The sequence below is a fragment of the Pseudomonas sp. GM_Psu_1 genome, assembly GCF_026544185.1.
Taxonomy (GTDB): Bacteria; Pseudomonadota; Gammaproteobacteria; order Pseudomonadales; family Pseudomonadaceae; genus Chryseomonas; species Chryseomonas oryzihabitans.
In genome coordinates, this window is the sequence record NZ_JALNUX010000008.1 from 177,438 (window position 1) to 190,612 (window position 13,175).

The 13,175-nt window shown below is 68.6% G+C and carries 13 protein-coding genes; 8 read left to right on the forward strand and 5 right to left on the reverse strand.

Annotated elements, in window-relative coordinates; genetic code table 11:
* Positions 1–186: 186 nt before the first annotated feature.
* From OXS31_RS15590 to OXS31_RS15600, 3 genes are all read right to left on the reverse strand, one after another.
* Positions 187–1,074, reverse strand: a complete 888-nt coding sequence (locus tag OXS31_RS15590) for an alpha/beta hydrolase (RefSeq protein ID WP_027598302.1) — start codon at positions 1,072–1,074, stop codon at positions 187–189.
* Between the two features lie 250 nt (positions 1,075–1,324).
* A complete protein-coding gene (locus OXS31_RS15595; protein ID WP_267400219.1) occupies positions 1,325–2,095 on the reverse strand; it encodes a sulfite exporter TauE/SafE family protein in 771 nt (256 codons plus the stop codon).
* A gap of 102 nt (positions 2,096–2,197) precedes the next feature.
* Positions 2,198–3,262: an SDR family oxidoreductase gene (locus OXS31_RS15600; RefSeq protein WP_115946423.1), complete on the reverse strand. Its 1,065-nt coding sequence runs from the start codon at positions 3,260–3,262 to the stop codon at positions 2,198–2,200.
* A 166-nt stretch (positions 3,263–3,428) separates the two neighbouring features.
* Between OXS31_RS15600 and OXS31_RS15605 the strand changes: the two genes are divergently transcribed.
* From OXS31_RS15605 to OXS31_RS15620, 4 genes are all read left to right on the forward strand, one after another.
* Positions 3,429–4,361 (forward strand): LysR family transcriptional regulator, encoded by a 933-nt coding sequence (locus tag OXS31_RS15605; RefSeq protein WP_027598304.1) that lies wholly within the window; start codon positions 3,429–3,431, stop codon positions 4,359–4,361.
* Positions 4,362–4,610: 249 nt separating this feature from the next.
* Positions 4,611–5,678, forward strand: a complete 1,068-nt coding sequence (locus OXS31_RS15610; RefSeq protein WP_267400223.1) for an NAD(P)-dependent alcohol dehydrogenase — start codon at positions 4,611–4,613, stop codon at positions 5,676–5,678.
* 118 nt (positions 5,679–5,796) lie between these two features.
* Positions 5,797–6,657, forward strand: a complete 861-nt coding sequence (locus tag OXS31_RS15615; protein ID WP_074585391.1) for a neutral zinc metallopeptidase — start codon at positions 5,797–5,799, stop codon at positions 6,655–6,657.
* A 20-nt stretch (positions 6,658–6,677) separates the two neighbouring features.
* Positions 6,678–7,715 (forward strand): alpha/beta hydrolase, encoded by a 1,038-nt coding sequence (locus OXS31_RS15620; protein WP_267400228.1) that lies wholly within the window; start codon positions 6,678–6,680, stop codon positions 7,713–7,715.
* Here the strand turns inward: OXS31_RS15620 and OXS31_RS15625 are convergent.
* Positions 7,683–9,872, reverse strand: coding sequence for an ATP-binding protein (locus tag OXS31_RS15625; protein WP_267400231.1), 2,190 nt, complete (start codon positions 9,870–9,872; stop codon positions 7,683–7,685). The genes OXS31_RS15620 and OXS31_RS15625 overlap by 33 nt on opposite strands.
* Positions 9,873–9,964: 92 nt before the next feature.
* A complete protein-coding gene (locus OXS31_RS15630; RefSeq protein WP_044341685.1) occupies positions 9,965–10,552 on the reverse strand; it encodes an HAD family hydrolase in 588 nt (195 codons plus the stop codon).
* Between the two features lie 100 nt (positions 10,553–10,652).
* Here OXS31_RS15630 and OXS31_RS15635 point away from each other — a divergent pair, with 100 nt between their 5' ends.
* The 4 genes from OXS31_RS15635 (at position 10,653) to tsaA (ending at position 13,141) form a co-directional block, all read left to right on the forward strand.
* Positions 10,653–11,396 carry a haloacid dehalogenase type II gene (locus OXS31_RS15635; protein WP_267400236.1) on the forward strand — a complete coding sequence of 248 codons (744 nt, stop codon included), beginning with the start codon at positions 10,653–10,655 and terminating at the stop codon, positions 11,394–11,396.
* 54 nt (positions 11,397–11,450) lie between these two features.
* Positions 11,451–12,077 carry a CatB-related O-acetyltransferase gene (locus tag OXS31_RS15640; protein WP_027598311.1) on the forward strand — a complete coding sequence of 209 codons (627 nt, stop codon included), beginning with the start codon at positions 11,451–11,453 and terminating at the stop codon, positions 12,075–12,077.
* A gap of 69 nt (positions 12,078–12,146) precedes the next feature.
* A complete protein-coding gene (locus tag OXS31_RS15645; protein WP_007160672.1) occupies positions 12,147–12,413 on the forward strand; it encodes a hypothetical protein in 267 nt (88 codons plus the stop codon).
* 32 nt (positions 12,414–12,445) lie between these two features.
* Positions 12,446–13,141 (forward strand): tRNA (N6-threonylcarbamoyladenosine(37)-N6)-methyltransferase TrmO, encoded by a 696-nt coding sequence (gene tsaA, locus OXS31_RS15650; protein WP_044341682.1) that lies wholly within the window; start codon positions 12,446–12,448, stop codon positions 13,139–13,141.
* Positions 13,142–13,175: the final 34 nt, after the last annotated feature.

Genomic DNA, 13,175 nt, shown 5'->3' on the forward strand with positions numbered 1-13,175 from the left:
CACACCTCGTAGGTTGGGTTGAGCGCAGCGAAGTCCGACAACCTGCTCCCTCACCCCAGCCCTCTCCCAGAGGGAGTGGGGGAAAAGCGGCGCACGCCTCGTAGGTTGGGTTGAGCGTAGCGAAGCCCGACATTGTCCAGGCTTGAACGCTGTTGGGCTTCGACGATGAAGCTGTCTCAACCCAACCTACGGCAGGCGCTCCCTTACCGCGGCGGCGAAGGCGGCGGGGGCTTCCTGGGGGATGTTGTGGCCGCAGCCGGGCAGCACCTCGTAGCGGAAGGGTCCGCTGAAGTGCTGCGCTACCCCGGCTTCATCCTGCACCGCAGTGACCCCATCGTCGGCACCGGCCAATACCGTGGTGGGCACGCGGATGGGTGGCTGAGCGGCGAGTCGGCGCTCGGTCTCGGCATAGGCCGGATCGTCCGGGGCCAGACCGTAGCGGTGGCGATAGGAGTGGATCACGGTATCGACGAAATCGGGGTTGTCGAAGGCCGCGGCGGTAAGGGCGTAGGTGGCGTCGCTGAAGCGCCAGCTGGGTGACCACAGCGACCAGAGCAGTCGGCAGAATTCGCGGCGATGTTTCGCCAGTCCGGCGCGACCCCGTTCGCCATGGAAGTAGTACTGGTACCAATAGCGCAGCTCCGCCGCCGGTTCGGCAGGCTGGGTGGCAGCGGCTGCGATGTCCTGGATCGGATAGCCGTCGCCCAGCACCAGCCCGCTCACCCGTTCCGGCCAGAGGGCGGCGACGATACCGGCGGCGCGACCACCCCAGTCGTAACCGGCCAGGGTCGCCCGCTCCAGGCCCAGGGCGTCGAGCAGCGCCAGGACGTCATGGGCCAGGGCGGCCTGCTGGCCGGAACGCGGGGTGTCGGCGCTCAGGTAGCGGGTCGCGCCGTAACCGCGCAGAAAGGGCACATGGACGCGGCAGCCAGCGGCGGCCAGTTCATCGGCCACCTCGGCGTAGGCGTGGATGTCATAGGGAAAGCCATGCAGCAGCAGGACCGGATGGCCGGCGTCCGGGCCCTGGACCTGGTAGGCGACGTCAAGGACGCCGGCCTGGATGGAGGTGAGCATGGGGGATCTCCGCCACGGGTGTTGTAGAGCGGAGAGGTGGATCGGCTTGGGAGTTCCCGAGGTGGCAGCGTCGCGTGGAAAACGCTACGCGGTTTTCCACCCTACCAGGCTACGGCGTCTGAGAGCATCGCGGCCATGGGCCGCTCCTACGGAGTCACCGGTCACTGTAGGAGCGGTCGCTACGGCGCACCGGCATGGCCGCGATCATCACAACGCCAAACTCGATAGCGGACCACCGTAGGCTCGTTGGTTACCCCGCCAAATACCGCCCGATCAGGGTCACGCCCGACACCAGCACCAGCCAGGTCACCAGGCGGGTGAAGCGTTCTCGCGACAGGCGCCGTTGCAGGTGACGGCCGATCCAGCCGCCGAGCAGCATGGCGGGCAGCAGGCAGACCGCCAGGAGCAGCAGGCTGCCATCGCTGTAGGCGCCGGCGATCAGCAGCAGGACGATGCGGATGGAGGCACTGCAGCCGATGAGGAAACTCTGGGTGCCGCGGATGGCGTTCTTGTCTTCCAGGCGGCCGTTGAGATAGAGCGCATAGAGGAAACCGCCACTGCCGAACAAGGCGCCGCACAGGCCCCCTACCCCACCCGCCGGGATCGACCAGGCCGGCGCCAGTTGGCGAAAGCCCTTGGGACTGAGCAGGCTGTAGGTGGAATAGGCCACCACGAAGAGCCCCAGCCAGAGCATCAGCAACCGGGCATCGGTGCGCATCAGCAGGTAGGTGCCCAGGGCCGCGCCGAGCAGCAGCATGGGCAGCAGGCGCCTGAGTTCACGTCCGGCGATGGCGCGGCGATCCGGCAGCCAGTTGTGGAAGGAGGCGAGGAAATCCAGCATCACCAGCAGGGGCACGATGCGCGACAGCGGCATCCAGCTGGTGAGCAAGGGACCGGCGACCAGGGCGCTGCCGAAGCCGGCGACGCCAAAGATCAGATAGGCCAGGACCACGATGGCTTCGATGAACAGCCAGTCGAGCGGGCTGAAGGCGGAAATCAGGGCAAAGAGAGAGTCGAGCATGGGGGCGCATCCTGCGAGAAGAGCTCGCATTCTGCGCCCCGCGTGCAACCTCTGAAAACCGCCAGCCGCCCTCGTTCACGGGGACCGGCGGTCCAGAGCGGCTCAGGGAATCAGGCGCTGGGCCCGCAGCCGGGTGAAGAGGTCGAGAAAGCTCGCCCGGGTGTCGCGATAGCCGAAGAAGCCCAGGTCGCGGCTCTTGGTCATGTCGTTGAGGCACTCGATCTCGCGGCCCAGGTCGGCGTCGCTGTGCCACCAGGACGCCAGCTTGTCGACGTCGGCTTCCACCAGGTCGTGCTCCTCGGCGAGCTTGCGCCACTGCGCCGGGGCCACGTCCTTCATCCGCGCTTCCAGCGGCATGGGCTGCTCGGGATAGGGCGCCGGCTCCAGGTCGAAGAAGGCGGCGATCTCGCCCCACAGCCAACGCCAGCGGAAGACGTCGCCGTTGACGGTGTTGAACGCCTGGTTGCGCGCGGCCGGCGCCAGGGCGGCCCATTCCAGTTGCTCGGCGAGCAGGCCGGCGTCGGTGACGTCGGTGATGCCGTCCCACTGGGTACGGGAACCGGGGAAGACGAAGGGCTGGCCGGTGGCCTTGCACAGGGAGGCGTAGACCGCCAGGGTCAGGCCCATGTTCATGGCGTTGGTACCCTTGGCCTGGCCGATCATGCTGTGGGAGCGGTGCACGCTCCAGCCGAAGCCATGGCGCTCGGCGGCGGCGAAGAGGATGTCTTCCAGGGTGTAGTAGAAGTTGGCGCCGGCCTGGCGCGGCTCGCTTTCGCGGAAGGGCGTCTCGGCCTTGCCGCTGCCGTATTCCTCGAAGGAACCCAGGTAGTGCTTGGTGCCGGTCACCAGGGCCAGGTGCTCGAGCGGCGCGCCGTCCAGGGCCTGGCAGAGGTTGTCCATCATGGCGCCATTGGCCTCGACGTTTTCCTTCTCGGTAGCGCGACGGGTCCAGGTGCAGAAGAACACATGGCTGATCGGCAGGCCGGCCAGCGCCTGGCGGGTGGACTCGGCGTCGAGCAGGTCGGCGGCGACCGGGATGACGCCTTCCTGCGCCACCGGCTTGCGCGCCAGACCGTAGACGGTCCAGCCCGAGGCGACCAGGGTGTTGGCCAGGTTGTAGCCGGAAATGCCGGTCACGCCGACGATGAGAGCGGTGCCCTTGCGCATGAAACCTCCAGATAGGGATGGGAGACGGCCTGCGGCGGTCGCAGGCGCCGTAGATAAGGGAGTGCCTTGTCTCAGGGTTGATTCCAGCCTATTGGAGAATTAACGGCGTATCCTGGGTATAAATTCCTTTTTAACCGGAATCAGATTCCGCAATCGGGAGCCTGCCTTGTATTCCTCCGAACGCCTCAAGGGCCTCGACGTCTTCGTCACCGTGGCCGATCTCGGCAGCTTCACCGCGGCGGGCGAGCGCCTCAATCTCACCGGTTCGGCCGTCGGCAAGAGCGTGGCCCGGCTGGAAAGCCGGCTGGGCGTGCGGCTGTTCCAGCGCACCACCCGCCGGCTGAGCCTGACCGAAGCCGGCACCCGCTTCTATCGCACCTGCACCGGGGTGCTGGCCGAGCTGGAACAGGCCGAAGTGGGCCTGGCCGCCCAGGACGGCGAGCCCCACGGTCGGGTACGCATCGACCTGCCCGCCTCCTATGGCCGGCTGCATGTGCTGCCGCTGATCCTGGAGCTGCTGCACCGCTATCCGCTGTTGCAACCGGACCTGTCGCTGTCGGATCGCTTCGTCGATCCGGTCCACGAGGGCATCGACATCCTGGTGCGCATCGGCGGCTCCGACGCCTGGCCGGCCAGCCTGGGGCATCGCTTCCTCGGCACTCAGCGCCAGGTCTTTTGCGCCGCCCCGGCCTATCTCGCCCAGCATGGCCGCCCCCGGACCCCGGCCGAGCTGGTCGATCACCAGTGCATCGGCTTTCGCCAGGCCGATGGCCTGATCAGCCCCTGGCAGCTGCGCGGCGAACAGCCGGGCGACAGCGAACGCTGGATCTTCCAGCCGCGTCTGGTGGTGGGTGATGGCGAAGGCGAGGTGCTGGCCGCCCTGGCCGGGCATGGCATCGCCCAGTTGCCGACCTGGCTGATCGCCACGCACCTGGCCAGCGGCGCCCTGGTGGACGTGCTACCCGAGCACGGCGTCGAGGGCTCGCCGATCAACCTGGTGTGGCCGCGCAGTCGCGAGAGTCTGCCGCGGGTCCGGCTGCTGCTGGAGCACCTAGCCAGTCGCCTGCTGCCCACGGTGGCGCCGAAGCTTTCGCGCTAGCCACGACCGCTCGACCAGTGGCCCCGGCCGCCGCGCCACGGACGGGAACATCCGCTCGGACACCCCGGTCGTAAAACCTCGTACGCCCGCTCGCCCCTGAGTTCCATCGATGGGCGGCATGACGATTATCGAGACGATCGATTGGTGCCGTCGGCTCTGGCTCAGCAGGATCGACGGTTTGTCACCGGGCCAGGCCAACCTGGCCGCCCTGCTCCACCACTCAGTTCCACCACCTAGATGAGGTATCTCATGAGCCAAGCCCAAGGCTACGCTGCCCAGTCCGCCGACCAGCCCCTGGCGCCCTTCTCCTTCGAGCGGCGCGAACCCGGCGCCCACGACGTGCAGATCGACATCCTCTTCTGCGGCGTCTGCCATTCCGACCTGCACACTGCCCGCAACGAGTGGAACAACACCCTGTACCCGTCCGTGCCCGGTCACGAGATCGTCGGCAAGGTGACCGCGGTCGGTGCCCACGTGAAGAACTTCAAGGTCGGCGACACCGTCGGCGTCGGCTGCATGGTCGACAGCTGCCAGCACTGCGCCCCCTGTGACGCCGGTGAAGAGTCCTACTGCGAGAACGGCTTCACCGGCACCTACAACGGCAACCTCTACGGTGGCAGCGAAAACACCCAGGGCGGCTACTCCGACCACATCGTGGTCAACGAGAAGTTCGTGCTCAAGGTGAGCCACACCGAGAACCTGGCCGCCGTGGCGCCGCTGCTGTGCGCCGGCATCACCACCTACTCGCCGCTGGCCCACTGGAAGGTCGGCCCGGGCAAGAAGGTCGGCATCGTCGGCCTGGGTGGCCTCGGCCACATGGGCGTGAAGATCGCCCATGCCATGGGTGCCCACGTGGTGCTCTTCACCACCAGCGCCAACAAGAAGGACGACGCCCTGCGCCTGGGCGCCGACGAGGTGGTGGTGTCGAAGAACGAAGACGAGATGGCCGCGCACGCGAACAGCTTCGACTTCATCCTCAACACCGTGGCCGCGCCGCACAACCTGGACGCCTTCCTCACCCTGCTCAAGTGGGACGGCACCATGACCCTGGTCGGCGTTCCCGCCGAGCCGCACCCGGCGCCCAGCGTGTTCAACCTGGTGATGAAGCGCCGCCAGCTGGCCGGTTCGCTCATCGGTGGCATCCGCGAGACGCAGGAGATGCTGGACTTCTGCGCCAAGCACAACATCGTCTCGGACATCGAGCAGATCGCCATCCAGGACATCAACGACGCCTATGAGCGCATGCTCAAGAGCGATGTGAAGTACCGCTTCGTGATCGACATGCAGAGCCTCAAGCAGGGCCAGACCGCGGCCTGATCCCGCGCTCCGCTCCGCCGACAACGCCCGCGCCCGTCGCGGGCGTTGTCATTTCCGGTAACGCATTTTTGGCGCGCCCCGCGGTCCTAGCGATGACGACAATGACGAGGCGGCCGCCATGCAGTGGGACAAGGGACAACGTAGCGACAACGTGCAACAGGCCAGCGGTGGACGCGGCATGAAGATCGGCGGCGGCCTCGGCCTGGGTGGCGTGGCCCTGGTGGTGGTGTTCGGCCTGCTCAGCGGCCAGAGTCCGACGCAGATCCTCGGCAACCTGATCAGCCTCAGCGGCCAGAGCGCGCCGAGCCAGCAGGAGACCACCGCCCCGGCCGACAATCGCCAGGTGGACTTCGTCCGCGTGGTGCTGGGCGAGACCGAAAACACCTGGACGCGCATCTTCCAGGCCCATGGCGAGCAGTATCAGCCGCCCAAGCTGGTGCTGTTCAACGGCCAGGTGCAATCCGGTTGCGGCGGCGCCACCGCGGCCAGCGGTCCCTTCTATTGCCCGGTGGACAGCAAGGTCTACCTGGACCTGACCTTCTTCCAGGAACTGCAGCAGCGTTTCGGCGCCGACGGCGACTTCGCCCGTGCCTATGTGATCGCCCACGAGGTCGGCCACCATGTGCAGAACCTCAGCGGCACCACCAGCAAGATGGAAGGGGCGCGCCGCCGTGGCATTCCCACCGAGGGTGCCACCGGGTTGTCGGTACGCCTGGAACTGCAGGCCGACTGCTATGCCGGGGTCTGGGCCAACGACGCCCAGAAGCGGCTGAACTGGCTGGAGCCGGGGGACCTGGAGAAGGCGCTGAACGCCGCCAACGCCATTGGCGATGATCGCCTGCAACGCCAGTCCCAGGGCCGCGTGGTACCGGATTCCTTTACCCACGGCAGCTCCGCGCAGCGGGTCAAGTGGTTCCGCACCGGCTTCGACAGTGGCAAGGTGGAGAGCTGCGACACCTTTGCCGCCAAGGCGCTTTGACCTCTAGCGGGAGATCCCCGATGCGTCGCCTGCTTGTGCTGTGCCTGGCCCTGGCCTGGGGCTCCGCCCTGGCGGCGCCCCATGAGGGGGTCGCCCGTATCGTCAGCGACCGCATGCCAATCGGCCAGGCGCAGGCCGCGCTGCAGCTGTCCACCGACTGGGACCGGCCCCATCCGGAGATCCGCCGCGCCCTGGTCATCGTGCATGGCCGCCTGCGCAATGCCGCGACCTATTTTCGCTCCGGCCAGACGGCCACGGCAGCGGCCGGCGCCACGGCGGACACCCTGGTGATCGCCCCGCAATTCCTCAATGAAACGGACATCCAGCGTCATCGGCTGCCGGACACCCTGCTGCGCTGGCAGGGCAATGCCTGGATGGGCGGCGAGCCCGCCCTGGGTCCGCAGCCGCTGAGCAGCTTCGCGGTGTTCGATGCCCTGCTCGCCCGCCTGGCGGAGCGTCGGCTGCTGCCCAATCTGCAGGAGGTGGTGATCGCCGGACATTCCGGCGGTGGCCAGGTGGTGCAGCGCTACGCCGTGCTCGGCCAGGGCGAGCAGGCCCTCGCCGCCCAGGGCATTCGCCTGAGATACGTGGTGGCCAATCCCTCGTCCTACGCCTATTTCGATGCCCGTCGACCGGATGCCCAGGGCCAACCCGTGCCCTTCGCCGCGGCGGCCAGCTGCCCGGACTTCGATACCTGGAAATACGGCATGCAGGGCCTGCCGGCCTATGCCGCGGGTCGCATGGCCGCCAGCCTGGAAGAGCACTATGCGGGACTCGACCTCACCTATCTGCTGGGCGCCGAGGACACCAATCCCAACCATCCGGCGCTGGACAAGGGCTGCGCCGCCGAGGCCCAGGGCCCCTATCGCCTGGCCCGCGGGCTGAACTACTACCGCTATCTCCAGGGCCGCCATCCGGGGCTGCGCCAGGCGCTGATCGAGGTTCCCGGCGTGGGCCACAACGGTGACGCCATCTTTACCTCGCCCGCAGGCCGCCAGGCGCTGTTCGGTGCCGACGACCAGGCTTCAGCGCGCCAGGGCGGCGGGCGCGTCCAGTAGCTCCTGCACCTGGGCGACGAAGGCTTCCAGGGTGAAGGGCTTGCCCAGCACAGCCATGCGCTCGCCGACCAGCGGGACGGGCGGCTCGTTGCCCGCCGCATAGCCGGTGATGAAGAGGATCGGCAGGTGCGGTCTGAGGGTACGGGCCGCGCCGGCCAGCAAGCGGCCGTTCAGCCCCGGCAGGCCGACATCGGTGATCAGCAGGTCGAAGCCCTCGCCTTCGCGCAGGGCCGCCAGCGCCGACTCGGCATCCACGGCGTCGCGATACTCCCAGCCCAGGTCGACGAACACCTGCACCAGCAACTCGCGGATGACCGCATCGTCTTCCACCAGCAGCACCCGGACGCCGGGCAGGACGCAAGCGGTCGGGGCACTGGTGACCGGCTGGGGTGCCTGGGCGGCCAGGGCCGGATGACGCGGCAGCAGCAGGCTCACCCGACAGCCCTGCCCCGGCGCGCTGGTCACGCTCACCTGGCCGCGCGACTGGCGGACGAAGCCATAGATCATGGACAGTCCCAACCCCGAGCCCTGGCCCACCGGCTTCGTGGTGAAGAAGGGTTCGAAGACCCGCTCCAGCACCTCCGGCGCCATGCCCACGCCATCGTCGCCGACCTCGATCAGCAGGTAGTCGCCCGCCGGCAGACCCGGATCGGCGTCGGACTGCACCCAGTTGCGCGCGCGGATGGTCAGGGTGCCACCCGCCGGCATGGCATCGCGGCTGTTGATGGCCAGATTCAGCAGGGCATTTTCCAGCTGGTGCGGATCGACGTCGACCGGCCAGAGTCCGGCCTCCAGTTCGAGCTGGCAGCGGATCTGCGGTCCCAGGCTGTGCAGCAGCAATTCCTGGAAGTCGCCGATCAGCCGGGCGACGTCGACCGCCTGGGGATTGAGCGTCTGGCGGCGGGAAAAGGCCAGCAGTCGATGGGTGAGACTGGCGCCCCGTCCGACCGACTGGGTGGCGGTGTCGAGCAGACTGCCGACCCCGGCCAGGACCTCCGGCGCCAGGCGGCGGCGCAGGAGATCCAGGCTGGCCTGGATGCCGGCCAGCAGGTTGTTGAAATCGTGGGCGATGCCGCCGGTGAGCTGGCCCACGGCTTCCATCTTCTGCGCCTGGCGCAGCAGCTCCTCGGCCTGGGCGCGACTGTGCATCTCCTCGCGCAGCTGGCGATTGCTCTCCTCCAGTTCGGCGGTCCGCGCCTGCACCTGGACCTCCAGGGTGGCGCGCTCGCGGCGCAGGGCCTCTTCGGCCTCGCGGCGGTCATCGATGTCTTCGCTGGTGCCGTACCAGCGGATCACGGCGCCCGCTTCATCGCGCCGCGGATAGGCGCGGGTGCGCAGCCAGCAGTGGCTGCCATCCGCCACCCGTACCCGGTGCTCCTGGTCGTAGGCTCGACCGGCGCGGCGCGCCGCGTCCCAGGCCTGCCGGGTCGCCTGGCGGTCGTCCGGATGCAGCAGCGTCCAGAAGGTATCGGCGTGCAGCGCCGGCTGGCCGGTCAGTTGCTGCCAGCGCGGCGAAAAGACCATCCGCCCGCCGTCGGGATCGCAGGTCCAGGTGTACTGGGGATTGAGTTCCACCAGATGCCGATAGTGGTCTTCGCTTTCGCGCAGCTGCAGATCCGCCTGGTGGCGCTCGATGGCCAGGGCGGCGGTCTCGGTGACCAGGCGAAAGGCGTCGCGCTCGGCGACCAGGGGGCGCCGTGGCTCCAGATAGTAGTTGGCGAAGGTGCCCAGCAGCCGGCCATCCAGGGCCAGCAGCGGCATCGACCAGCAGGCCCGCAGGCCGTAGCGCAGCGCCAGGTCACGGGCGCCCGCCCACAGCGGATCGCAGGCGATGTCCTCGACATAGACGGCTTCGCGCCGGTAGGCGGCGGTGCCACAGGAGCCCGCCAGCGGGCCGATCTCCAGCCGACCGAGATCGCGGCTGTAGGCTTCCGGCAGACTGGGCGCGATGCCGTCCTGCAGATAGCGGCCATCCTCGCTGAGCAACAGGATGCAGGCATGCAGGCGAACCTGGGCCAGGGCCTCCACCCGCTGCAGCAGCGCGTGCAGCACGCTGGTCAGAGGCAGCCCGGTGGCAAGGCTTTCCAGCGTCTGGCGCTCGTACTGACGCAGATCGCTGGAGGACGGCTGGTCGCTGGATGGGGCGTGGAGGCTCATAGGGCTGGCCTGAGATGGATCCGAAGCCGGCATCTTAGCCAGCGGCCCGGCAAACAACAGACTATTTGCGCCTGACGGGCAATTTCCTGGCGTCAGAGCGCCGCCAGGATCTCGGTGCAGGTCTCGAAGCGCTGGTCCCGCGCCGCCGGCCAGGGATCGCCCGGCTGATTGACCTGCAGCGTCCGGCAGCCCACGGCCCGCCCGCACTCCAGGTCGTAGCGGTGATCGCCGATCATCACCAGGCTGTCAGGCGCCACCTGCCAGAGTTCGGCCAGCCGCAGCAGGCCGCCCGGATCAGGCTTGGGCGGCGCCTCGTCGCGCCCCAGCACCGCGGCGGGCGCGAAGCAGTCTTCCAGACCGATGGCGGCCAGGGTCAGCAGCGCCAGATCGCGGGCATTGCGGGTGAGGATGCCCAGCGCGCGACCGTCCTCGTGCAGGCGCCGGATGAGGGCGACCGCACCCGGTGCCGGGCGGGCAGCGACGGCCAGTTCGCGCTCGTGCTCGAACAGCCAGGCGTGCTTGGCCTCGCGCTCGGTGGCCGGCAACTCGGCCAGGTGGTGGAGGATGTCGGCCTGTTCGGGGATGCCCAGATGCCGGCGAATGGCGGCGAAGTCGTGTACCGCCAGGGTCAGGGTGCCGTCCAGGTCGAACACCCAGTGGCTGAGGTGACGCAGTGTCATGCAGGGATCCTTTGGCGAGAGGTGACCTTCGGGCACTCCGGGGGAACCCCCGTCACCCGTGCTCCGTCTGGTGGAGACAACCTTCTGCAGGAGTCTACCCATGACGACGACCGTCCGGGCGCTACTTTTCGATGTCTTCGGCACCGTGGTGGACTGGCGTGGCAGCCTGGTCGAGGGCTTGCAGGGGCTGTCGGCCAAGCATGGCGTCCAGGGCGACTGGGAGCGGCTGGCCGATGCCTGGCGCGCCGAAGCCTACGAGGCCATCCTGCCGCAGATCGAGGCCCGCAGCCTGCCCTGGCTGCCCCTCGACGAGGTGCATCGGCTGGCGCTGGACGAATTGCTGCCCCGTTACGGCCTGGTCGGCCTGACCACCGCCGAGGTGGCCTGGATCAATAGACTCTGGCATCAGCTGACCCCCTGGCCCGACGCCGTGCCGGGTCTCACGCGGCTGCGCCAGGGCTATCCGGTCTGTGCCCTGTCCAATGGCAACGTCAGTCTGCTGCTGGACATGGCCCGCCATGCCGGGCTGCCCTGGGACATGCTCTTTGGCGCCGATCTCTTCCAGCGCTACAAGCCGGCCGCGGAGGTCTACCTGGGTGCCTGCACCCTGCTCGACCTGGAACCGGAACAGGTGATGCTCTGCGCCGCCCACAATGGCGACCTGCAGGCGGCCAAGGAGTTGGGCCTGGCCACCGCCTTCATCCAGCGCCCACGGGAAAAGGGCCCGGCCGGTGGCGAAGTCTCCGCAGGCGGCTGGGATCTGGAAGCGAGCGACCTCCAGGATCTCGCCGACCAGCTCGGCCTGCCAGCGATGGAGGGCGAGCGGGCCGAGCCCGGCGATTGAGCGCGGCCCGGGCGCTTCTGTATCCTGCCGGATACTTTTCGCCAGGGCACCGCCATGGGTTTTCTCGACAAGCTGCGCAAGAAACGTGAACGCCAGGCCCTGGCCGCCCTGCCCCGCCTGCACCAGCGCACGGCGCGCCTGCGCCGCGAACTGCCCGACTACGAGATCGGCGCCGGCACCTATGGCGCGCCCAGGGTGTTCGATCTCAAGGAAGGCGCCACCCTGCGCCTGGGGCGCTACACCTCCATCGCCGAAGGGGTGCGCATTCTGCTTGGCGGCCTGCACCGGCTGGACTGGGTGACCACCTATCCCTTTCCCGCCTTCGTCGACGACCTGGCCCACATCAAGGACTACGGCGGCACCCGTGGCGACGTGGTGATCGGCAGCGACTGCTGGATCTGCACCGATGCGCTGATCCTCTCCGGCGTCACCATCGGCCATGGCGCCGTGGTGGCCGCCGGCGCCGTGGTCACCCGCGACGTGCCGCCCTATGCGGTGGTGGGCGGCAATCCGGCACGCTTCATCAAGTGGCGGTTTCCCGAAGCCACCTGCCAGGCGCTGCTCGACATCGCCTGGTGGGACTGGCCCGAGGCGGAGATCCTCGCCGCCGGCGAATACCTGTGCAGCGCCGATATCGACGGCTTCATCGCCTACGCCCGGGCGCGCCATCCGGCGTCCTGAATCCAGCGTCTGGAACTCGAGGCGCCTCCCAAGGCTCACCTTCATTAGTCAATCTTTTGAAGGTTTTCCATGGAAGCGCTCGATCTGCTGCAATGGCCGGCCATGGCCATCACCCTGCTCGCCGCCTGGCTGGTGGCCTCCCAGCGCCAGGGCCGGCGCAGCCTCGGCTTCTGGGTATTCCTGCTCAGCAATGCCCTGTGGATCGCCTGGGGCCTGCAGGCCGAGGCCTATGCCCTGATCGTGCTGCAGCTGGGCCTGGCGGCGATGAATCTGCGCGGCGTGCGCCGCAACGCCGACGAGGCGCCCGCCGCCGCCGAGGTCTCGGGCAGGGCATAATGACCGGCCCTGCGTCAGACGGCCCCGCCCCCATGCAGCACAGCGTCACCCCCATCGGCCACGTCCGCTCCTGCTTCAAGGAGAAATTCGCCATTCCCCGGCAGCCCGCCCTGGCGCCGGCCGCCCGCGGCGTGCTGGAACTGCTGCCGCCCTTCGATCGGCCCGAGGCGGTCGAAGGGCTGGAAGGCGTCAGCCATGTCTGGCTGCTGTTTCTCTTCCACCAGGCGCTGGAGAGCCAGCCGCGCCTGCGGGTACGGCCGCCGCGCCTGGGCGGCAATCGCTACCTGGGGGTGTTCGCCACCCGCGCCACCCACAGACCCAACGGCATCGGCCAGTCGGTGGTCCGGCTAGACGGTCTCGAACCGGGACGGCTGCTGCTCTCGGGCATCGACCTGCTCGACGGCACCCCGGTGCTGGACATCAAGCCCTATGTGCCCTACGCCGACAGCCCGCTGGGCGCCCACAACGCCATCGCCGAGGCGCCGCCACCGGCGCTGGTGGTGAGTTGGGCGGACGCGGCGCGCGTCCAGGCCGAGGCCCATGGCCAGCGCCTGGGCGAACCCCTGGCCGAGCTGATCGAGCAGTGCCTGGCCCAGGATCCGCGCCCGGCCTACCAGGCGCCCACGCCCGAGCGACGCTATGGCGTGCGCCTCTGGGACGTCGAGGTGCACTGGCACTATCCGACCGCGGAACAGATCCGGGTACTGGACGTGACCGCGGCGTCCTGATGCCGCCCGGTTTGCATTCCGGCGGCCAAGGCCC

What these genes read in the sequence shown, in the direction of transcription:
- OXS31_RS15635 (WP_267400236.1), top strand. Translation starts at nt 10,653, where the DNA reads ATGACGACGACCGTCCGGGCGCTACTTTTCGATGTCTTCGGCACCGTG.
- OXS31_RS15630 (WP_044341685.1), bottom strand. Translation starts at nt 10,552, where the DNA reads ATGACACTGCGTCACCTCAGCCACTGGGTGTTCGACCTGGACGGCACC.
- OXS31_RS15600 (WP_115946423.1), bottom strand. Translation starts at nt 3,262, where the DNA reads ATGCGCAAGGGCACCGCTCTCATCGTCGGCGTGACCGGCATTTCCGGC.
- OXS31_RS15610 (WP_267400223.1), top strand. Translation starts at nt 4,611, where the DNA reads ATGAGCCAAGCCCAAGGCTACGCTGCCCAGTCCGCCGACCAGCCCCTG.
- OXS31_RS15620 (WP_267400228.1), top strand. Translation starts at nt 6,678, where the DNA reads ATGCGTCGCCTGCTTGTGCTGTGCCTGGCCCTGGCCTGGGGCTCCGCC.
- OXS31_RS15595 (WP_267400219.1), bottom strand. Translation starts at nt 2,095, where the DNA reads ATGCTCGACTCTCTCTTTGCCCTGATTTCCGCCTTCAGCCCGCTCGAC.
- OXS31_RS15615 (WP_074585391.1), top strand. Translation starts at nt 5,797, where the DNA reads ATGCAGTGGGACAAGGGACAACGTAGCGACAACGTGCAACAGGCCAGC.
- tsaA (WP_044341682.1), top strand. Translation starts at nt 12,446, where the DNA reads ATGCAGCACAGCGTCACCCCCATCGGCCACGTCCGCTCCTGCTTCAAG.
- OXS31_RS15640 (WP_027598311.1), top strand. Translation starts at nt 11,451, where the DNA reads ATGGGTTTTCTCGACAAGCTGCGCAAGAAACGTGAACGCCAGGCCCTG.
- OXS31_RS15645 (WP_007160672.1), top strand. Translation starts at nt 12,147, where the DNA reads ATGGAAGCGCTCGATCTGCTGCAATGGCCGGCCATGGCCATCACCCTG.
- OXS31_RS15625 (WP_267400231.1), bottom strand. Translation starts at nt 9,872, where the DNA reads ATGAGCCTCCACGCCCCATCCAGCGACCAGCCGTCCTCCAGCGATCTG.
- OXS31_RS15590 (WP_027598302.1), bottom strand. Translation starts at nt 1,074, where the DNA reads ATGCTCACCTCCATCCAGGCCGGCGTCCTTGACGTCGCCTACCAGGTC.